The sequence below is a fragment of the Pseudomonas sp. MRSN 12121 genome, assembly GCF_000931465.1.
GTDB lineage: Bacteria > Pseudomonadota > Gammaproteobacteria > Pseudomonadales > Pseudomonadaceae > Aquipseudomonas.
Genome location: NZ_CP010892.1, coordinates 2225463 through 2245784, shown reverse-complemented (window position 1 = coordinate 2245784; position 20322 = coordinate 2225463). Strand labels below are relative to the sequence as shown.

Below are 20322 nucleotides of genomic sequence, written 5' to 3'. Positions count from 1 at the left end.
TCACCCGAAATATAAGTGTCCGGCATCAATTTTATCTTTATAGACTTGATGCAGCGAAACCAGATAGGCGAAACCTATCGGAGTAATCTCATAGCTAACCTTTATGTATTGCTCTTGTTTTTGAGCTGCGATATTTATAGTTTTTGTAGCAAACTCGATCTTACGCCTAGCAAGTCTTTGACTGACTAAAATATCACCCAACGAGTTTTCAAGGACATGCTCATTATGATAACCATGCATAAAAATATGAATATTTATAGTTTGCATATCATTCGTAAACCTAACCTGATCATCAAACTGCGGATAGCCAATTTCCTCTTTAACTAAACGCCGAAATATCCCACCTAGAATTTTAGATTTTTCTTCTGAATCGGCCTTCTCAAGAATATCAAGCAAAACGTTAATAAATTCCTTCTTCTTCCCTTCCTTTTCAAGAGTCTCTGAAAAAGCCTCCCACTCTTCACTTGAAAAGCTACCAGCTGACTCAACAAAAGCCTCTACCTTCTTTTTAAATTTGCCCTCTTTGAATTGCAGATAGGTTTTTATAGTCGCCACCCCTGTCGATATCACAGGAATTTGCTTTAATACTTCACTTTCAACACATGAGTCCAATAAGGTTTCCGCATAATCTGCCAGCGGTAGATTTTTAACTGCATCTTTCGCTCTTGCAATTTTCCCTTTCTTCTCGTCAGTCATACCTGCTCCTTTTGGGTGAGATAAACAATTGGTTTCGAGTATAGGTCTATACGTTATCTTCGTTGAGAAAATAGCCGACTTGTAAGAAGCATCACTACAACCCAGCGCGGCTGCGCTCACGCACGCGTGGCGCCACCATCGGCGCCATGAACGACTTAGCCGCCCTCGCCCGCCTGCTCGAAAACCTCATCCGCTTCGGCGTTATCGTCGCCGTGCAGATGGAGCCCCCGCGCGTGCAAGTAACAACCGGAAAGCTGACCACGGCCTGGCTTCCCTGGCTCGCATTGCGCGCCGGAGCTGACCGCGAATGGGACCCTCCCACTATCGGCGAACAGGTGATCCTGCTCAGCCCATCGGGCCAGCTCGCCAACGGGATCGCCGTGACTGGCGTATTCAGTGACCTCGTCACGGCCAACGGCAACCGCCCAGGCCTCCACCGTCGTACCTACTCCGACGGCACGGTGATCGAGTACGACAGCGTTGCCCACCACCTCAACGCCACGCTGGTCGACGGCGGCACCACCAACCTGATCAGCACTGGCGGTATCAACCTGGTCGGCGATATCACTCACCAGGGCGACTACATCCAAACCGGGAATCAAACCGTCACCGGCCAGATTCAGACCTCTATTGACGTGATCGCAGCCGGCGTCAGCTTGGTCAAACACCCGCACACCGGCGTCAGGGCTGGCGGCGACCAATCCGGGGTGCCCATCCCATCATGAACCGACATACCGGCGGCGCCATCAGCGAGCGCGAGCACATCAGTCAGGCGATCACCGACATTCTCACCACCCGCATTGGCACGCGTGTAATGCGCCGCGAATACGGCAGCTTGGTGCCCGAGCTGGTGGATCACCCCTTCAACGACGTCAACCGTCTGCGCGTTTACGCCGCCACGGTCATGGCCCTAATGCGCTGGGAAACCCGCATCAGCCTGAGCCGTGTGCAGTTCGCGGGAGCGAACATGCAGGGCCAGGCCTCGATTGACCTGGAGGGCACTGTGGTGGACACCAATGAGCCGCTGAGCCTCAGCGTGCCCCTGCAGCTGGGAGGCAGTGTATGAATAGTTTCGCCGCCATCGACCTCAGCCAGCTGCCGCCGCCGCAGATCGTCGAGCAGATCGACTTCGAACAGATCCTGGCCGAGCGAAAGACGTACATGATCAGCCTCTGGCCGGCCGACGAGCAGGCCCAGATCGCGGCACGCCTGGAGATAGAGTCGGAGCCGCTCACCAAGCTGCTGCAGGAAAACACCTACCGCGAGACCGTATGGCGTCAGCGAGTCAACGAAGCATCGCTTGCCAACCTGCTCGCCACCGCGCGTGGCACTGACCTGGAACAACTGGCCGGCAACTTCAACGTCAAGCGCCTCGTGATTCAGCAAGGCAAAGCCAATGCCGTGCCGCCTATCCCTACGTTGATGGAAAGCGACGACAGCCTGCGCGAACGGGCGCAGATGGCTTGGGAAGGGTTGAGCACTGCCGGCCCGCGCAACAGCTACATCTTCCACGCCAGGGCAGCGGACGGTCGCGTAGCCGACGCCACAGCCGAAAGCCCCTCGCCTGCCGTCGCCGTGGTCACGGTTCAGTCATTGCTGGGCGATGGCACGGCGCCCCCCGAGCTGCTTGCCGTCGTCAACGCTTACCTGAGCGACGATGATCGCCGGCCGGTGGCTGACCGTCTCACCGTCCAGGGCGCGCAGATCCTGAATTACCAGGTCAAGGCCAAGCTCTATTTGCTGTCGAGCGGTCCGGAGTCGGAACCTATCCTGGCTGCCGCACACCAGCGCCTGCTGGCCTACGTTCATCAACGGCGCCGCTTGGGGATGGAAGTTTCGGAATCTGCCCTACATGCCGCGCTCCACGTCGAAGGTGTGCGCAAGGTCGAGCTTGAGGGCTGGGCGGACATCGTCGCAACCAAAGCTCAGGCGCCGTATTGCACCGGTATTACATTGAGCCGAGGCGTTGAGTGATGGGTGTGCAGCAGCTGCTACCAGGAAACGCTACGCCGCTTGAGCGCCAGGCTGCGCAGGCGCTCGCACAGATCGAGCGCGTGCCCATACCCTTGCGACAGCTCTGCAACCCGAACACCTGCCCCGTCGACCTGTTGCCCTATCTGGCTTGGGCTTTCTCGGTTGATCGCTGGGACAGTAGGTGGACTGAAGCGGCGAAGCGCGCAGCCATTCGCTCATCGCACTACGTCCATTCGCGCAAAGGCACCATCGGCGCTCTGCGCCGCGTAGTGGAGCCGCTCGGTTACTTGATTGAAGTCCTGGAGTGGTGGCAAACCACTCCCGAAGGCGTACCCGGCACTTTCGCCTTGAAGGTCGGCGTGTTGGAAACCGGCATCACCGAAGAGATGTACCAGGAACTGACTTGGCTGATCGACGACGCCAAACCCCTCACCCGCTATCTGACAGGCTTGGCGATCAGTCTGGAAACCACCGGCCCGGTACATATCGGCGTCTGCATCACCGATGGCGACGAAATTGACGTGTACCCCCCAATGCAACGCGACATCGAGGTCAGCGGATACGTTCGCCTGGGCGGTCGTGAACACCACATCGACACCATGGATATCTACCCATGACAGACCAAAACAGCCAGTTCTTCGCCATTCTCACCGCTGTAGGCAAGGCCAAGCAGGCCAATGCTGACGCCTTGGGCATTCCCTGGACCTTTTCGCAAATGGGTGTTGGCGATGCTAACGACACCTTACCGGTCCCAAGCGAGCACCAGATACAGTTGATCCGTGAGCGCAGGCGCGCCCCGCTGAATCAAGTGAAGGTTGACCCAAACAACGCCAACATCATCATCGCCGAGCAGGTTATTCCTGAAGATGTAGGCGGCTGGTGGATACGTGAAATAGGACTTTATGACGCTGCCGGCGACTTGGTCGCTGTGGCGAATTGCGCCCCCAGTTTCAAGCCTCTGATGAGTCAGGGTTCTGCCCGAACGCAAGTCATCAGGATGAACCTGATTGTCAGCAACACGGCAAACATTGAGCTGAAAATCGACCCCAGTGTCGTCTTGGCGACCCGGGTCTATGTTGACGGCAAGGTGCTTGAAGAAATCAACAAGCTCGACAGCAAGCAATCTGTACGCGCCGCGACCACAGCGAACATTGCGCTCGCCGGCCTGCAGGCTGTCGATGGCGTCGCCCTGGTAGCGGGTGATCGTGTACTCGTGAAAAACCAGGCGGGCGCAAAGGACAACGGTTTGTATATTGTCTCCGCTGGTGCTTGGGCGCGCACCGCGGATGCGGACTCGAACGCAGAGGTCACGTCGGCGATGCTGGTCTCTGTTGAGCAGGGCGCCACATTGGCGGACACACGCTGGCAGTTGATCACCGACGGGGCCATTGTTCTGGGCACCACCCTACTGACTTTCCAGAACGTGACGCAAGGGTTTGCACCGATCAACTCGCCAGCGCTCGTTGATCCCTCAGCCAACACACCACCACTGTTCGACAGTTCTAAATCGCTCGCGACGACTGAGTTTGTTGCACGTTCGGCAGGTAGCTTTGGCGGATCTATCAGCATTGCAGCCAGTAGGGTGCTGACTGTCAGCGATATCGGTAAGCGCCTGGAGTTAGCGACCGGCGTAACCGTGACACTGCCGGCGACGGAATCCGTTCCCAATGGCGCGGCGGTGTTGATATCTGCGGGGCCACAGTCCACCACTTCCCGCGTAACTGTTGCCGCTGGTGACCAGTTGGCAATGAGCAACTTGGCGGTGACAGTTCCTTACACGCTTTCTCCCGGCGGAGACTTCATCGCTATACGTGAATCCGGCGTATGGCGTTGTCACTTCGGCAGCGAAACGCTACGAACTGCATCAATTTTTGCCGCTTCTTTGGGGGGCAACGGCTATCAGAAACTCCCAAGCGGCCTGATTCTTCAATGGGGCTACAGAACTACCAGCGCGCTATCAACCAATTACACAGCCGACGCCGTAACTTTCCCAATTGTATTTCCCACAGCGATCTTATCCAGGGGCGGGTCATTTGGTTCGGGCGCAGCAGCCAGCTGGCTTTCCTTCACGCTTGAAGCGACAGATACGCCCCGGTCCTCAATGACTATCAGGGCGGGCAGTGGTTCGCCCTTCGCTGGGCAACCGTTCAGTTGGTTCGCCCTCGGCTGCTAAGGAGAAAATCTATGTTTGCATCAAAATCTACTCGCGGCTTTTACGATGCCGAGATCCACGGGGTCAGCCTGATTCCTGACGATGCGATAGAGATCTCTGCTGAGTATCACGCAGAGCTGCTCGCGGGGGAGTCGGAAGGCAAGATTATTACCTGGCGTGATGACGGTCTCCCAGTGCTGGTTGACCCACCGCCGCCCAGTGATGAGGTATTGGCTGCTGTTGAACGCGCTTGGCGGGATCAGCGCCTATCTGAAACGGATGGTGTCGTGGCACGCCATCGCGACGAACAGGAAGAAGGCTCAGAAGCCACATTGGCTGCCAGGCAGTACAGCGAACTTCAGGCGTACCGCCGCGCGCTCCGCAACTGGCCCGAATCCGGGGAGTTTCCCCTCATTGATCACAGGCCGGCAGCACCACCGTGGCTGGCTGAGCAAACTCAATAGCGTCCTTCGGGGCGCTTTTTTCTATCTGTGCCCTGTAGCTCCTTCCCCTACAACCTCATGCGCTCGCCGATGCGGCGCGCGCGCGGCAACCTCTGCACTGTCATTCCATCACAGCGCAGGCATAACCCATGGCCGATTATCTCCACGGCGTGCGGGTCATCGAACTCAACGACGGCACCCGCCCCATTCGCACTATTCCCACCGCAGTTATCGGCATGGTTTGCACGGCTGAAGATGCGGACCCACTCGTTTTCCCTCTGGACACGCCCGTCCTGCTCACCAACGTGCAAACCGCCGTCGGCAAGGCCGGCGTAAAGGGCACCCTGGCAGCAAGCCTGCAAGGCATCGCCGACCAGACCAAGCCCTACGTCATCGTGGTACGGGTCAAGGAAGGCGCCGACGAAGCGGCCACCACCAGCGCCCTGATCGGCGGCACCACACCGACCGGCCAGTACACCGGCATGAAAGCCCTGCTCGCCGCCAAGTCCCGCGTGGGCATGGCACCGCGCATTCTCGGCGTGCCTGGCCTGGACAGTTTGCCGGTGGCCACCGCCCTCGGTGCCATTGCCAAAGACCTTCGCGCCTTTGCCTACGTCAGCGCCTGGGGCTGCAAAACCAAGGAAGAGGTAGTCGCCTACCGCGAGAACTTCGGCGCCCGCGAGATGATGGTGATCTGGCCGGACTTCCAGAACTGGGACACCGTCACCAACAAGACCACCACCGCCTCGGCAGTAGCCCGTGCGCTGGGCCTGCGCGCCAAGATCGATCAGGAGACAGGCTGGCACAAGACCCTGTCCAACGTGGCCGTCAGCGGCGTCACCGGTATCAGCGCCGACGTGTTCTGGGATCTGCAAAACCCGGCCACCGATGCCAACTACCTCAACAGTAACGACGTCACCACCCTGATCAACTCCAACGGCTTCCGCTTCTGGGGTAGCCGCACCTGCAGCGACGACCCGTTGTTCGCCTTCGAAAACTACACCCGCACCGCGCAGATCCTCGCGGACACCATGGGCGAAGCGCACATGTGGGCAGTTGACCGCCCTATGCACGCCTCCCTGGTACGCGACCTGGTCGAAGGCGTAAGCGCCAAGATGCGCGAGATGAAGTCACAGGGCTACCTGATCGGCGGCAGCTGCTGGTACCCGGACGACATCAACACCAAAGACACCCTCAAGGCCGGCAAGCTCTGGGTGGATTACGACTACACCCCCGTGCCACCGCTTGAAGACCTCACCTTCCGCCAGCGAATCACCGACCGTTACCTGATCGACTTCGCCAAGGGCATCAACAGCTAAACCGGGCCTCCCCGCGAGGGGAGTTCACCCTGAACCCGTATCCCGGAGATCACCGCCATGGCAATGCCTCGCAAGCTCAAAAACCTCAACCTGTTCAATGACGGCAACAGCTACCTCGGCTTGGTGAAGTCCCTCACCCTGCCCTCCCTCGGTCGAAAGATGGAAGCCTATCGCGGCGGCGGCATGAATGGCCCGGTCAAAGCTGACCTGGGCATGTCCGACGACGGCATCCAGTTCGAATGGAAGACAGGCGGCCTCGATCTGATCTCTCTGCGCCAGTTCGGCGCCGTCAGTGCTAACAGCGTAGCCCTGCGCTTCTCTGGCCCTTACCAGCAAGACGACACCAACGAAGTCAGCAACGTGGAAGTGGTCGTCCGTGGCCGACACGAAACCATCGAGATGGGTGACGCCCAGCCCGGTGAGGACACCGAGCACTCCATGACCACCACCTGCAGCTACTACAAGCTGACCGTGGACGGCGAAGAAATCATCGAAATCGACCTGCTCAACTTCGTCGAGAAGGTCAACGGCGTGGACATGCTGGAGAAACACCGCACTGCCATGGGCATCTGAGCTACCCCTCAATCGAGCCTCACCCTTTAATCACCAGGAGCAACTCCCATGAAGAACGAAACCACCGAACAGCCCGACGTGCAGCAGCTGGCTGACAACAACACCGTCAACCTCGACACGCCAATCCGTCGCGGCACCACCAGCGTTGACAGCATCACCCTGCGCAAGCCGAACTCCGGCGAGTTGCGCGGCGTGAGTCTGGTGGAGCTGCTGCAAATGGACGTCGGCAGTCTCATCAAGGTTCTGCCCCGCATCAGCTCGCCGAGCATCACCGCCGTGGAAGTCGCCGGCATGGACCCGGCCGACCTGCTGGCCCTGAGCAGCAAGATCTCTGGTTTTTTGTTGCAGAAGTCGGCGATGACGGATGCATCCCTCGTCGCGTAGAGGACGCTATGGCCGATCTGGCTGTGGTTTTTCACTGGGCACCGGCTGATATGGATCGGTTGGGCCTGCAAGACCTGATGGACTGGCGCGAGCGCGCCAGGGTGCGGAGTTCCAACGATGGGGAATGATCTGAGACTTCAGGTGCTGCTCAGCGCCATTGATAAGGCCACAGGTCCCCTGAACAAAATCACGGGCGGCAGCAAGGAAACAGCCCGCGCCCTCAAAGCCGCTCGTGACCGCCTGAAAGAACTCAACACCCAGCAACGCGACGTCAGCGCCTGGCGTGAACTGCAGGCCGCAACTCGCGCAACATCCGAGGCGCTCGCCGCCAACAACACCAAGGTAGGCGAACTCGCCCGCGAGACGGCCAAAGTCCGGCAGCAGCTCGCACCGACCCAGGCGCTGTTCGACAAGTCCCGGCAGAAGGTTGACGCGCTCAAAACCAGTCAGACCGACCTCAAGCGCGAACTCACCGGGACGCGCAATGCCCTGGGGTTGATGAGCGACGAACACCGCCAATCCGCCAGCCAGATCGCCGCGCTCAATGCCGTGATGCAGAAGGGCAATGCCCTGACCCGAGCGCAGCATGACGAATACACGCGCCTCACAGCCGCCCAGCGGGAGCGCAAAACCCAGCTGGACCAGCTCGCAGCCAAGGAAAAGACCCTGGCTGAACGGTTCACCCTGAACAACGCGCAGTTGCGCACCAGTCGTGCGGGCCATGCCAGTCTGCGCGATGAGATCCGCCGCCTGGAAACTCCGTTCAAGGACCAGCTCGCGCTGCTGAAACAGCACACCGCCGAGTCGAAACGCTTGGGCGAGCAGTACGGCCAGCAGCAAGTAAAACTCGGCAACCTCGGCATGCAGCTCAAAAACGCCGGCATCAGCACCAATGCCCTGGGTGCACACGAGCTGAAGCTCAAGCGCGATATCGACACCGCCACCCAAGCCATGAAATTGCAGATGGACCACCTGGATGCGTTGAAGCGCAAGCAGGACAACCTTGCGAAAGCGCGTGCCACCTACGATAAAACCCAGAGTTTGGCCGGTAGTGTTGCTGTGTCTGGTGCTGCCGGTCTTGGCGTGGGGTACGCCGCCAGCCGGCCCGTGGTGTCGGCAATCAAAGCCTTTGCACCGAATGAGGACTCTGCCACGCAGCTCAAGGTGTCGATGATGGACGACACCGGCAAGGTTTCCGTCGACTTCCAGAAGATCACGGACCTGGCCACCAAGCTCGGCGACCGGCTGCCAGGTACCACGGCCGACTTCCAGAACATGATGACGATGCTTCGACGGCAGGGCATCAGTGCCCAAAGCATCCTGGGCGGCACCGGGGAGGCAGCAGCATATCTCGGCGTGCAAATGAAGATGGAAGCCACTCAGGCGGCTGAGTTTGCAGCCAAAATGCAGGACGCCACGCGGACCACTGAAAAAGACATGATGGGGCTCATGGACACCATCCAGCGCGGCTTCTATGCAGGTATGGATCCAAGCAACATGATTCAGGGCTTCAGCAAAATCTCACCTGTCATGGATGTCATCAAGAAGTCGGGCATTGATGCAGCTAAAGAACTCGCACCACTGCTCATCATGATGGACCAGGCCAGCATGGACGGCAGCTCAGCGGGTAACGCTTTTCGTAAAATTTTCCAGGCAGGGTTGAATCAAGACAAAGTCGATAAAGCCAACAGCATCGCAGCAGGCGCGAACAAGGGCGTCTCTCTCAAATTCACGGATGACAAAGGCAACTTTGCTGGCCTGGAGAACCTGTACGCGCAAGTCGAAAAGCTGAAGGTTCTGAACGATACCGACCGTACAGCCGTCATCAGTAAGCTCTTTGGCGACGACGCTGAAACAATGACCACCTTGAACACCATGATGAACAAGGGGCTGGCCGGCTATCAGGAAATTCAAGAAAAGCTGAGAGTCCAGGCGGATCTGCGCACCCGCGTTAACGAACAGCTCGGCACCCTCACCAACGTCATGGAAGCCGCTGAGGGTAGCTTCACCAACGCCATGGCTGAATTCGGTGCAGCAGTTGCCCCCGACTTGAAAGACCTGATCAATACAGCCGGTGAAATCGCAAACAGGGTAGGCACCTGGGCACGGGAAAATCCGAAGCTGGCCGCGGGCTTGGTCAAAGTTGTCGCCGCCGTAGCAGCGGCGGCTCTGGTGTTCGGTACGTTGGCGTTGACCATGGCAAGCATGCTCGGCCCCTTCGCAGTGCTGCGGTACGGAATGGCGCTGTTTGGCATTCGCTTGGGCAGCATCAAAGCTCAGTTGATCGGCACCCGTATTGCTGCCGCCGGCGCCGGTACCGAGGTCGGCCGGATGGGCCGAATCTGGAAGACGGTCACAGCCAGTCGTGCCGCTGGCGGCATGATGAGCGTTATCCCGACGCTAGTCAGCTCCGCGCGGATTGCTGCGGTCAGCGTATTGCCAATGCTCGGCGGCGCAATTAGCGCGGTAGGCGCAGCCATACTTGCTACACCGGTCGGGTGGCTGATCGCCGCTGTCGCTGGCCTGGTCGCCATTGCAGCGCTGATTTACAAATACTGGAAGCCGATTAAAGGGTTCTTCCTCGGCTTCTGGCAGGGGCTCACTGACGCCCTGCAGCCGGTCCTTGCCGGGTTTGGCAAGTTCGGCGGGCTGCTGATCAGCCTGGCGAAAGCCGCCTACTCCATTCCGGTTATCGGTTTCGCGTTGCGCCTGCTTGGCAGCATTGTCCGCCCGTTGTTCAGCATGATCTCCTCCGGCATCAGTGGATTGATCGGTTGGTTCACCGACCTGCTGAAACCGGTGGAAGACGTCGGCGGTGCAGCGCAGTCGATGGGCCAGCGATTTGGCGCGGCCATCGGCAACATGATCATGACCCTGCTGCAGAGCATCAGCTCTATCGCAACCGGCGCAGTCAACGTGTGGACCACCATCAAAGCCAGCTTCGACCAGGGCCTGGCCGGCATCCTGCAATTGATCACCAACTTTAGTCCGCTCGGCTTGTTCTACCAGGCGTTCGCCGGAGTGATGAATTACTTCGGCGTAGAGCTGCCTGGGAAATTCACCGAGTTCGGCGGCATGATCGTTAACGGCCTGGTCAACGGTTTGACCGCAGGGCTCGGCGCCGTGAAGGGTGCTATCAGCTCCATCGGTGACTCCAGCATCGGTTGGTTCAAGGAAAAACTAGGCATCCACAGCCCGTCCCGCGTGTTTGCGGAACTGGGCGGCTTTACCATGGAAGGGCTGACAAAGGGCCTGGAGGGCGGGCAGAAAGGGCCGCTCAACGCCTTGTCGAGCATGAGCAAACAATTGACCGCCGCCGGCACTCTGGCGCTAAGCGCAACAGCCATGCCGGCGTTGGCTGTCGATGATCGCCCACCGATCAGCAGCGCGGGCACATCGACGGTTTACGACAGTCACGACACCTACCAAATCACTATCGCTGCTGCGCCTGGCATGGACATGCAAACCATGGAGAAAAGCTTGCGCGCCATGCTCAACAAGATTGAAAACGAGAAACGCGCCCGTCAGCGCAGCAAGTTATCGGACCGGGATTAATCACCATGATGCTCAGCCTCGGCATGTTCGTGTTCAGCCTATCGACCCTCGCTTACCAAAAGCTGCAGCGCCAAACCAATTGGCGCCATGCCAGCAACAGCCGCGTCGGTGCACCACCCGCGCTGCAATTTGTCGGCCGTGGCGACGATACTATTACCCTCCCCGGCATCATCCTGCCCGAGCTGGCCGGCAGCGTGCTCAGCCTGGATGCATTGCGGCTTATGGCGAACACCGGCAAGGCCTGGCCGATGGTCGAGGGCACCGGTCGGATATACGGGCTGTGGGTGATCGAGAGCCTGAGCGAGACCAAAACTGTGTTCTTTAGAGACGGCACGCCACGGCGCATTGAGTTCACCCTTACGCTCAAGCGTACCGATGACGACCGTATCGACCTGCTCGGCGCGGCTACCAGCACCGGGCTCAATATTCTCCGGGGGCTGCTGTGATAGAGGCCGCGCTGTCCAACGTCACCGGTTACCTCGTGGATACGGCGGAACGCTTCGTTCGGGATGCCGCCTATCCTGTTCCGGCCTTCCGTCTCACGGTGGACGGCAACGATATCGCCATGAAGGTGAGCCCGCGGCTGATGAACCTGGATCTAACCGACAACCGTGGCGTCGAGGCAGACCAGCTCACGATCACATTGAGCGACCATGACGGCATGCTGTCGATACCGCCAAAGGGCGCAATACTTCGCTTGTGGTTGGGCTGGAGCGACACCGGCCTGGTGGACAAGGGCACCTACACCGTCGACGAGACAGAGCACAGCGGCGCGCCAGATGTACTCAGCATCCGCGCTCGATCAGCAGACCTGCGCAAAGGGCTGAAGACCAAGCGCGAGCGCAGCTGGAGCAACACCACACTGGGTAAAGTCATGGGCGATATCGCCATGGGAAACAACCTCACCTCGACCGTGGCCGGCGCGCTCGGTGCGTTGCCGATCCTGCAGCTCGACCAGGCCAACGAATCGGACGCCAACCTGATCACGCGCCTGGGCGAAGAATTCGATGCGGTGGCCAGCGTGAAGGCAGGGTGTTTGCTGTGCATCCCTGCAGGCGGCGGCAAGACCGCCAGTGGGCTTCCCCTGCCCCACATTACCCTCACACGCGCCGACGGCGATCAACACCGCTACCTGCAGGCGGATCGCGACAGCTACGACGGCGTGCGCGCGTATTTCTACGACGTGCACAGCGCCAAGAAACAGGAAGCGATTGCCGGCGGCGGCGAGAACCTCAAAGACCTGCGTCATACCTACAGCGACCAGCAGTCAGCGCTGAGGGCTGCAAGGGCCGAGTTTCGACGCCTGCAACGCGGCAGTGCCACGCTCAGCTACACGCTCGCGATGGGCCGGCCGGATCTAATCCCAGAACTGACCTACACGCTCCAGGGCGTTAAAGCGGAAATCGACGAGATCATCTGGTACGGCGGCAACGTGCAGCATAACCTGAGCCCGGACGGCGGCTATACCGTCAGCCTAGAGCTGGAGAGCAAATTGCCGGAGGACAACGTTGAAGATCTGGCGGAAGAGAGCAAGGGCGATTACACGGGGATCATCGCGTATTACCGCGACCAGAAAACCGGTAAAGAAAAGACTGTTACTGCGGGGGATCAGGCAGAGCCGAGACGGCTGAAGTGGCTTTATGCCAGTGAGAAAACAGCGAAACGAGCTGTTGACCGAGAATGGCAAAGACTAAAAAGCATTTATCATTAACACGATAATTGATTTCTAATTTTCAGGACTTCCTATTTCTTGCACTCTTATCTGAAGGCTTATGATAAAAACTAATAGGGAGATGCCTAATTTTATAATCGAGACCACTAGCAGTATGCTTATGAACACTTTTAGTTGTTAGCGTATGCTTACAAATATCTGAAAAACTCACAGCAACTTCATAATCTTTCACAATCCGAGCAGCCCACGTCTTTAATATTTTTAGCTTATCACGTTTTTTTGTATAAATTATCAAACCACCACGATGACTATTAGGTCCACCTGGCGAATATCTGTCGCATAGCTGACGAAATCCTTCCATTACATAGCCTGGCCCGGTATCCAACTTAGCCTCTCCATGCCACTCATAAAAACCTTCCTTCACAACCAGGTCACAATGCCCATTTCTGTAATTATCATGATCAGCGGTAAAACCTTTCATTTTTAGACCAAATGCCAAGGTAACAGTTAATGCATCCTCACCCAGCCCTTTAAAATAAGGCTTGTTATCTTCAAAATGAATAATCCCCTCTAAAATAGCTGATTCCACTCTGTTACAAAAATCATCATATAAGCAGCCAATTCCTGCGCTCAGAAGAGCCTGTTTAACCGGGTTCTCATCAGGTAGACTCAAAATATCGGCGATAGTTGGATTCATCCCTCGACCACCGCTTTATCCGCTACAAAAACAACATAAACTTTTGACTGATAATCTCGATCCGGATACCCCCTATCCTCAATATTAAGGGATCCGTTCATAAATGCTGCTTGAAGTTCCTCCACAGAAACATCATAAATCACGTCCTCATCAACGTACCGATAACACTGCTCGATAAGGTTAATCGGCGTCGACTTTAGAAAATTCAAGCACAGTTGAACCTGCTCAATTGAGCACTCACCACCCAGAACATTGATAAAATCTGAATAGCTGAATACCGGTCTCTTTTCCTGGGAGGAAAGAATATGCTCTACTATTTCCTTACAGCAATAATCTATTCTGAGGTGCGCAACCTCAGACTCGATTTTTTGAAATAGTAGAGTTTTAGAAATCATGGCTTATATGACATTATCTTATTTAGTACAAAGTTAGAATCATCATAGGTACGCATTCCTTTGACAATAGCATAGTCGGTTCGTGCACCAATCTGCACATAATCTCTATAACTTCCTGGAATATGCAGCTCTGGCTTACTATCAACTTTATCTATATCCATGCGATGCCATTGAATCGCCACCTCAAAGATTGACATTTTGTGATCAATCGCCTGAGCCCCAGTTTTGTGAAACAACTCACTCCTCAGGTCAACACCTGCTTTCATTGTCTCACGTTTGACAGACTCCGTCTCGGTAGCAAACCCAATGCGTTTTATAGCACCTGACATATCTGTGTATAAGCCTTTAGCAACCGGTAGCAAGTTTATAGGTGGACCCAGTACAAACCCATTTGAAAAAGTCGCAAGCAGCTTTTGTGAAAAAAACTTCAAATCATCAACCGACTTTTTCAATTGACCACTAGTTTGAGGCATTCCAGTATCACGCGTCATGTCTGCACGCAACTCAATTATCGACTTAACTCGATTAAAATAGACAACATCAAAAGTTTGTCTATCATAAGCTTTTACTTCAATAATTTTTTCTGCTTGCGGAAACTGATCTCGTAGCTCTTGAGAGAAATTATCGCGCAAAATATCATTACTAAGTGTAAAGCGGCGAACCCTTGAAAGTATTAACCCAGCACCATTATCATCACTAAATACTTTTACTATTTTTAAGGCACCATCATCCTTTTCAAGAATGTCTGCACTTACAACTAACGGAAAAGCTGCACTCATAGGCGATGGTACTACCTCGACGGAGCGAACACTTTTTAAAATATTGTCCGCGTGAGCCGGCGCCACTAAAAAGTACGATACCGCTTTCAAGTCACAAATCTGCTGCATTTGCAACGCGTCTTTTAGCTTCTCTAAGATAAGAGGATTTTTAGCGACAGCTCCTTTAATTATCATGTGAAGCTCAGACCAACTCCGAGCAGACAATAAGTTATTGACTCGTAGAATCTGCTGGACTGTATGAATATTAAGTCTTCCTTCCAACCCAGCTAAAAACTCTTCAAGCCCCGCCATAAATCTTCCCCATTACTTACGGTAAAATTTGGGACGCTAATCGCCCAATAATTATTTATATTTTCAATCTAAGGTTTTACGCCGCACACTTGATTATTCCGCACTTCAACAATCAAGAGTGAATGCGAATTTTTTGAAGATCTCAATTTTTTAAGCATAAACACGTCCTTATGTAGTAGAGGGCGCCGTGGGCAGTTGGCCAACAGCTTGAGCATCAATATGAGAAGCAGGCTCGGCCATCCATATCTCGCCAATCCATTCCTAATGGGTACAGACTATGCTGGCCGTTTGCTGGCCGCAAGGGCTTCCGTTAAATCCTTTAGGCGCTGCTCGATGTCCCTTATGCGTTTCTTTTCTTCAGCAGCGCTCTGTATCTCCCGCCTGTCGTTCTCTTCTAACGACCGGAATAGAGCCAGGATTGCCTCTTCCTGCGGGCTAGTAGCTGGTGATTCAGCTTTCCCAGCTGACATACCTCGCAACATTGACCCCTCTCCCGTTAGCAACCAATCAAGAGATACGCCTTCAGCCTCGCTTACGCTTACGCATAACGCATAAGGAATGGATCGCCGGCTGCGCCAGCTTCCCAGCGTCTGCCGATTTACGTCCAGCTTGCGGGCGAGTTCGCTATCACTTTCAACGGCAAAGACCGTCATCAAGCGTTCAAGCACGGCGTCCAGAGACTTTTTCTGCATTTTGAATAAATACCGCTTGATTTATTTAGATAGAATAAATAGGCTTATGCGCAATGAGTACATCTTAACCAACTAGGAACACATCAACCATGAGCCAAGCCATGGAAAAGCGCCAGATCCAAGCACGGCTAATTGAGCGTGGCAGCAATTTCCGCCAGTTTGCCCTCAGTCATGGCTACGAGGTGCGCACAGTGACGCAGGTGGTTCAGCGCTGGGCGGGGCACAACAAGCTGCCACGCGGACGGTTGACGTTCCAAATCCTGCGAGACCTGTCCCGGGTGATCGGCAAAGAAGTGTTGCCAGGAATACTTTCGGAACGCACTGAGCAAATCTCAGCACCGGCTGTATGAAACGACTGTAGGGGCGATGACTCCAGGGAGAAACCAGAAGATGAAACGCCCAGTTCTAGCGACCAAGCGCCAAGTAATGAGCGCAGTGATCAACGACTACGAAGGTGGCCGGGAATGCGCTGCAGCCCGCCTTGGATACGAACTCAAGAAGTTCGACAACCACATTTACGAAAACGCCGGCAGTCGGCCCTTGAGCGATGAACAGATCCATCTGTTAGAGCAGGACATGGGCACCACCTACCTGCCGGAATACATCGCGGCGATGTACGGCGGCATGTTCGTCCCCCTCGCCAAACCTGAAACACTGGACAACGTAGACCTCTACAACCGCTCAGTACGTGCTGCAGCCAAGCGCGGTGTGGTCGACCAGATCATTGCGAAGGCACTGGACGACGGCGTCATCGAGCGGGACGAAGCTGAGGCGATTTTGCGCGCTCACAGCCACTACATGGCGGCTCGTCACTCCGAAGTCCTGGCAACGATTCTGCTGCATAGCCGGGGGCCAAAACATTGAGCACCTACAAGCTCGTCTGCCCTCACTGCCACGGACGCATGCGCATCCGCACCAGCGAAGGCCAGCATATTTTTTTGCGCATCACCTACATGCAATGCACCAACGAAGCCTGCGGCTGGGCGGTGCGTGCTGAATTTCAAATGACCCACGAACTGAGCCCCAGCGGCATGCCCAACCCCGCTGTAAAGCTGCCAGTTGCAGATGTGGTCATTCGTCGCCAGGCAATGAAAACCGCCAATGATCAACCTGATCTGCTTGATCAACTGGAAACGGAGGCCGCACCTGTATGAACACCATCACCCTGACTACCAACCCCACCAGTGACTACCGTGCCGCGATGCAACAAGCGGCCGTGGCCTATCTGTACCGTCACCGTTGCGAGCATCTTGCCGGCGACAGCCAGCTTTTGGAGAACTGCACACGGTACTTGACCCAGTCGCTTGAAGTGCCCACGCACCTGGTGCAGCGCATCGCTGAACTAGCCGTGGCCGAGTTCGAAAGCATGACCTGCAAGCGTGTGGCCTGGCTGGGTATTCATCCCACCAGCGGCCCCTTCCGCCCGGTGATCTTGCTGCTCGACAACTGCACCCAGCAGCGACATCCCGTCTCAGCACGCTTGCTCCCCACACGCCTGCTGCTGACTCGCAACCTCCCGCACTAATCCAAAACCCTCCCTGTTAGATGCCCGCACCGCGTGGGTAGGGGAAATTTGCAACTTACTGGTGGCCGAAATGAGCAAAATCACCATAAAACTGGAGCTGGAGGAACAACAGGCGCAGCACTACCTGTTGTGGTTGACCAGTCAGTACGAAGTCACCATGGCTGATATTTGGTACTCCGACCGCTACCGGAATGTGCCAAGTGGTCAGCGGGCGCCGAAGGTGCTTGAGGACTTGCCCTACCTGGCAGGCATCTGCAAGACGCGCAGCGAGCTGAAAAAACAGCTCGTCGTCAAGGTCGCGGAGCATGTGCAGTGATTCGCAAGCCCATGGAAGACAAGATCCGCGCTGATGTTCTTCAGCGCCTGGAATCTGATTACGGCCTTCAGCACATGAAAGGCACGCATTACATGCGTAAGGGCACCTGCCCGCAGTGCAATCAGAAACGGTTGTTTTCGCGCCACGATGAACCCTGGTTCATCCGCTGTGGCCGCGAGAAAAATTGCCGGTACATGGCTCCCACCAAAGAGCTTTACCCGGACCTGTTCGACGATTGGAGCAAGCGTGCACCGGCCACCCGAGACGAGCCTGCTGCCAGCGCAAAGGCCTACCTGACGTTTGCCCGAGGTTTCCGCGTTGAGCTGATCGAGGGCTGGTACACCCAGGAAAGCTACTTTGATCGCGACCTGAATATTGGTTCTGCCACCGTGCGCTTCCCCCTGGAACACGGCGGGTACTGGGAGCGCTTGATTGACCAACCGTCACGGTTCGGTAAGAAGAAGGCCCGCTTCCAACCCCTCAAGAGCTACAGGGGGCACTGGTGGTGCCCACCGTGCGTGGATCTGCTGGAAGTAAATGAGCTGTGGATCGTTGAAGGCATCTTCGACGCCATAGCGCTCATTCAAAACGGTATCTCTGCGGTTGCGGCGCTGTCCTCAAACGCCTTTCCAGAGGAATCGCTCAAGGCCCTGATCACCGCTCGCGGCGGTAAAACCCCGAAGCTGGTTTGGGCTCTGGATAATGAGCCAGGCGCTCACAAGTACACCCGTATGTGGGTCAACCGTGCCCGCGAACTCGGTTTTACCTGCGAGGCTGCTCAGCTGTCACAGCCTGACGCCCGCAAGGTTGACTGGAACGATTTGCATCAACGCTGGGCGTTTATCGACGACGAAAAAGCCCGCGCTGATCGCATCGAAAATGACTTGAAAGAAGCCCGCCACCAGGGCGCCCTGCTGATCGCAGAAAGTGCCAGCGACAAGGCATTGCTCATGTACCAGTGGCGTGAACGGGAGGAATTCCACTTCTGTTTCGACTCCCGCCTGTACTGGTGGAAGTTGGACCTGGCGAAATACAACAACGCCAAGCAGGCCCTCGAAAAGAGCGATGGCCACGAAGCCCAAACACTCAATGAAAAGCAGCTGCGGGAAAAGGCACTGAACGTCGCCGGCTGCGTCGTCGAGATCGCCAACTGCTACCCCAAAGCCCTCTATTTCCAGCGCAACGAGATTACCGACGAGTCCTGGTACTTCTTCCGCGTCGACTTCCCGCACGACGGCGGCTCAGTGAAAAACACCTTTACGGGTGGTCAGGTCGCCGCTGCCAGCGAATTCAAGAAAAGACTTCTCGGTATGGGTGCCGGAGCCGTGTTCACCGGCAGTGGTCAGCAATTGGACAAGCTCATGAAAGACCAGCTTTTTGGCATCAAGACCGTTCAGACCATCGACTACGTGGGCTACAGCAAGGAATACCACTGCTACGTGTTCAACGACGTCGCCATCCGCGAAGGCCAGGTGATCCACATCAACGAGGAAGAGTTTTTTGAGATGGGCAAGTTGAAGCTCAAAACTCTGCAAAAGGGTGTGAAGATCGATTTGGAAAAGGACGGCAAAAAATACGATGACCAGTGGCTAGGGCTTCTGTGGCAGTGCTTTGGAGCCCAGGGCATCGTGGCGTTGACCTTCTGGTTTGGCTCGCTGTTCGCCGAACAGATCCGCGGCCGGTATCAGTCGTTTCCTTTCCTTGAGGCCACTGGCGAGGCCGGCGCCGGCAAGACCACGTTGCTCACGCTGCTGTGGAAACTCGCGGGCCGCGACGGATACGAAGGTTTCGACCCGTCCAAATCCACCAAGGCCGGCCGCAGCCGCTTGATGGGCCAAGTATCCGGCATGCCCATTGTGCTGCTGGAATCAGACCGCAGCGGCGACGATAAGGCCCACGCCAAAACCTTCGAATGGGACGAACTCAAGGATTACTACGGCGGCGGCACCCTGGCGACCAAGGGTGTGAAAACCGCCGGTAACGAAACCTACGAACCACCGTTTCGCGGCACCATCGCTATCAGCCAAAACGCCCCCGTAGTGGCTTCCGAGGCGATCATGACCCGGATCGTCAAACTGCACTTTGTACGACCGAACGTCACCGCTGAAAGCCGCGCGGCGGCAGATCGGCTCAATGCGCTCGAAGGTTCGAGACTCAGCAACTTTGTGTTGCGGGCAGTACGTAAAGAGCTGGAGGTGATGGAGCTGTTCGGCCAGCGGATAGCGGGCTACGAAGCGAAGTTGCGCAATTTGCACTCCCACTGCTTTGCCTGCGACACCCCATTCAAAGACGAGCACAGCGAATGTAGCCATTGCGGCAACAAGCTGCGCGGCTACATCCGCGTGGAGCGGATCAACAAGAACCACGCCCAAATGCTCGCCCTGCTGGACTGCCTGTGCATGGTGGTACCGCTCACCGACGCACAGGTCGAGCATACCCGCTCGCAGATCATCCGCATGGCAATTGAGCGCCAGGCCTCGATCAGCTCCGACCATCCGGTGGTTGCTGAATTCTGGGAGGTTTACGAATACCTGGAAGGCCTGGACGCCGAAGGCCCGGTGGTCAACCACAGCAAGAAAGACCACATCATCGCCATCAACCTCAACGACTTCGTGAAATGCGCCGCAGAAAACCGGCAAAAAATCGCTGACGTCAGCGAGCTACGCGAGCGCCTGAAGGACTCCCGCTCGCGGAAGCTGCTCGACGTCAACAAGGCGACCGACAGCGCGGTTCGGGCACACCAGGCGAGTAAGACCAACGCCGTCGTCACGAAGCAACCCATCGTGAAGTGCTGGCACTTCCAGGCCTGATTCATCAACGGCAATACCCGCCAGGCGCTGCAACGTCTGACACCTCCCA

24 protein-coding genes are annotated in these 20322 nt (G+C 56.3%); 19 read left to right on the top strand and 5 right to left on the bottom strand.

Going from position 1 to position 20322, the window contains the following annotated elements; translation table 11 throughout:
* On the bottom strand, positions 1–696 hold the full coding sequence (locus tag TO66_RS10255; RefSeq protein WP_044462229.1) for a hypothetical protein: 696 nt from the start codon (positions 694–696) through the stop codon (positions 1–3).
* 146 nt (positions 697–842) lie between these two features.
* Here TO66_RS10255 and TO66_RS10250 point away from each other — a divergent pair, with 146 nt between their 5' ends.
* From TO66_RS10250 to TO66_RS10195, 13 genes are all read left to right on the top strand, one after another.
* Positions 843–1421, top strand: coding sequence for a phage baseplate assembly protein V (locus tag TO66_RS10250; RefSeq protein WP_044462228.1), 579 nt, complete (start codon positions 843–845; stop codon positions 1419–1421).
* Positions 1418–1762 carry a GPW/gp25 family protein gene (locus tag TO66_RS10245; protein ID WP_014717558.1) on the top strand — a complete coding sequence of 115 codons (345 nt, stop codon included), beginning with the start codon at positions 1418–1420 and terminating at the stop codon, positions 1760–1762. The genes TO66_RS10250 and TO66_RS10245 overlap by 4 nt, the downstream gene beginning before the upstream one ends.
* Positions 1759–2670, top strand: a complete 912-nt coding sequence (locus tag TO66_RS10240) for a baseplate assembly protein (RefSeq protein ID WP_044462227.1) — start codon at positions 1759–1761, stop codon at positions 2668–2670. The genes TO66_RS10245 and TO66_RS10240 overlap by 4 nt, the downstream gene beginning before the upstream one ends.
* Positions 2670–3287, top strand: coding sequence for a phage tail protein I (locus tag TO66_RS10235; protein ID WP_044462226.1), 618 nt, complete (start codon positions 2670–2672; stop codon positions 3285–3287). Before TO66_RS10240 ends, TO66_RS10235 begins: the two co-directional genes overlap by 1 nt.
* Entirely contained in the window at positions 3284–4843 is a 1560-nt protein-coding gene (locus TO66_RS10230) for a phage tail protein (protein WP_044462225.1), read from the top strand. The genes TO66_RS10235 and TO66_RS10230 overlap by 4 nt, the downstream gene beginning before the upstream one ends.
* Positions 4844–4854: 11 nt before the next feature.
* A complete protein-coding gene (locus tag TO66_RS10225; RefSeq protein ID WP_044462224.1) occupies positions 4855–5286 on the top strand; it encodes a phage tail assembly chaperone in 432 nt (143 codons plus the stop codon).
* 128 nt (positions 5287–5414) lie between these two features.
* The gene (locus TO66_RS10220; RefSeq protein ID WP_044462223.1) at positions 5415–6584 is read left to right on the top strand and encodes a phage tail sheath protein; all 1170 of its coding nucleotides are present in this window, start codon (positions 5415–5417) and stop codon (positions 6582–6584) included.
* Positions 6585–6641: 57 nt separating this feature from the next.
* Positions 6642–7157 (top strand): phage major tail tube protein, encoded by a 516-nt coding sequence (locus TO66_RS10215; protein WP_014717552.1) that lies wholly within the window; start codon positions 6642–6644, stop codon positions 7155–7157.
* Positions 7158–7205: 48 nt separating this feature from the next.
* Positions 7206–7541, top strand: coding sequence for a phage tail assembly protein (locus TO66_RS10210; protein ID WP_044462222.1), 336 nt, complete (start codon positions 7206–7208; stop codon positions 7539–7541).
* A gap of 8 nt (positions 7542–7549) precedes the next feature.
* Positions 7550–7669: a GpE family phage tail protein gene (locus TO66_RS32430; protein WP_019818212.1), complete on the top strand. Its 120-nt coding sequence runs from the start codon at positions 7550–7552 to the stop codon at positions 7667–7669.
* The gene (locus TO66_RS10205) at positions 7659–11096 is read left to right on the top strand and encodes a phage tail tape measure protein (protein ID WP_044462221.1); all 3438 of its coding nucleotides are present in this window, start codon (positions 7659–7661) and stop codon (positions 11094–11096) included. The genes TO66_RS32430 and TO66_RS10205 overlap by 11 nt, the downstream gene beginning before the upstream one ends.
* Positions 11097–11101: 5 nt before the next feature.
* The gene (locus TO66_RS10200; RefSeq protein ID WP_044462220.1) at positions 11102–11542 is read left to right on the top strand and encodes a phage tail protein; all 441 of its coding nucleotides are present in this window, start codon (positions 11102–11104) and stop codon (positions 11540–11542) included.
* On the top strand, positions 11539–12807 hold the full coding sequence (locus tag TO66_RS10195; RefSeq protein ID WP_044462219.1) for a phage late control D family protein: 1269 nt from the start codon (positions 11539–11541) through the stop codon (positions 12805–12807). Before TO66_RS10200 ends, TO66_RS10195 begins: the two co-directional genes overlap by 4 nt.
* 22 nt (positions 12808–12829) lie before the next feature.
* Here the strand turns inward: TO66_RS10195 and TO66_RS33260 are convergent, their stop codons facing one another.
* The 4 genes from TO66_RS33260 to TO66_RS32425 all read right to left on the bottom strand — a co-directional run bounded on the left by TO66_RS33260 (position 12830) and on the right by TO66_RS32425 (position 15622).
* Positions 12830–13465, bottom strand: a complete 636-nt coding sequence (locus tag TO66_RS33260) for a hypothetical protein (RefSeq protein ID WP_156162054.1) — start codon at positions 13463–13465, stop codon at positions 12830–12832.
* Entirely contained in the window at positions 13462–13860 is a 399-nt protein-coding gene (locus tag TO66_RS33255) for a hypothetical protein (RefSeq protein WP_156162053.1), read from the bottom strand. The genes TO66_RS33260 and TO66_RS33255 overlap by 4 nt, the downstream gene beginning before the upstream one ends.
* Positions 13857–14930 (bottom strand): hypothetical protein, encoded by a 1074-nt coding sequence (locus TO66_RS33250; RefSeq protein ID WP_156162052.1) that lies wholly within the window; start codon positions 14928–14930, stop codon positions 13857–13859. The genes TO66_RS33255 and TO66_RS33250 overlap by 4 nt, the downstream gene beginning before the upstream one ends.
* 275 nt (positions 14931–15205) lie before the next feature.
* Positions 15206–15622 (bottom strand): helix-turn-helix domain-containing protein, encoded by a 417-nt coding sequence (locus TO66_RS32425; protein ID WP_082061056.1) that lies wholly within the window; start codon positions 15620–15622, stop codon positions 15206–15208.
* A gap of 101 nt (positions 15623–15723) precedes the next feature.
* On the opposite strand from TO66_RS32425, the gene TO66_RS10190 reads away from it, so the two are divergent.
* The 6 genes from TO66_RS10190 to TO66_RS10165 all read left to right on the top strand — a co-directional run bounded on the left by TO66_RS10190 (position 15724) and on the right by TO66_RS10165 (position 20273).
* A complete protein-coding gene (locus tag TO66_RS10190) occupies positions 15724–15972 on the top strand; it encodes a phage-associated protein, BcepMu gp16 family (RefSeq protein ID WP_044465992.1) in 249 nt (82 codons plus the stop codon).
* Between the two features lie 40 nt (positions 15973–16012).
* Positions 16013–16486: a YmfL family putative regulatory protein gene (locus tag TO66_RS10185; protein WP_014717543.1), complete on the top strand. Its 474-nt coding sequence runs from the start codon at positions 16013–16015 to the stop codon at positions 16484–16486.
* On the top strand, positions 16483–16776 hold the full coding sequence (locus TO66_RS10180; protein WP_044462218.1) for an ogr/Delta-like zinc finger family protein: 294 nt from the start codon (positions 16483–16485) through the stop codon (positions 16774–16776). Before TO66_RS10185 ends, TO66_RS10180 begins: the two co-directional genes overlap by 4 nt.
* Entirely contained in the window at positions 16773–17147 is a 375-nt protein-coding gene (locus tag TO66_RS10175; protein ID WP_044462217.1) for a hypothetical protein, read from the top strand. Before TO66_RS10180 ends, TO66_RS10175 begins: the two co-directional genes overlap by 4 nt.
* A 70-nt stretch (positions 17148–17217) precedes the next feature.
* Complete coding sequence (locus tag TO66_RS10170; protein ID WP_044462216.1) at positions 17218–17463, top strand: hypothetical protein; 246 nt, start codon at positions 17218–17220, stop codon at positions 17461–17463.
* 11 nt (positions 17464–17474) lie between these two features.
* The gene (locus TO66_RS10165; protein ID WP_177330394.1) at positions 17475–20273 is read left to right on the top strand and encodes a toprim domain-containing protein; all 2799 of its coding nucleotides are present in this window, start codon (positions 17475–17477) and stop codon (positions 20271–20273) included.
* Positions 20274–20322 lie beyond the last annotated feature (49 nt).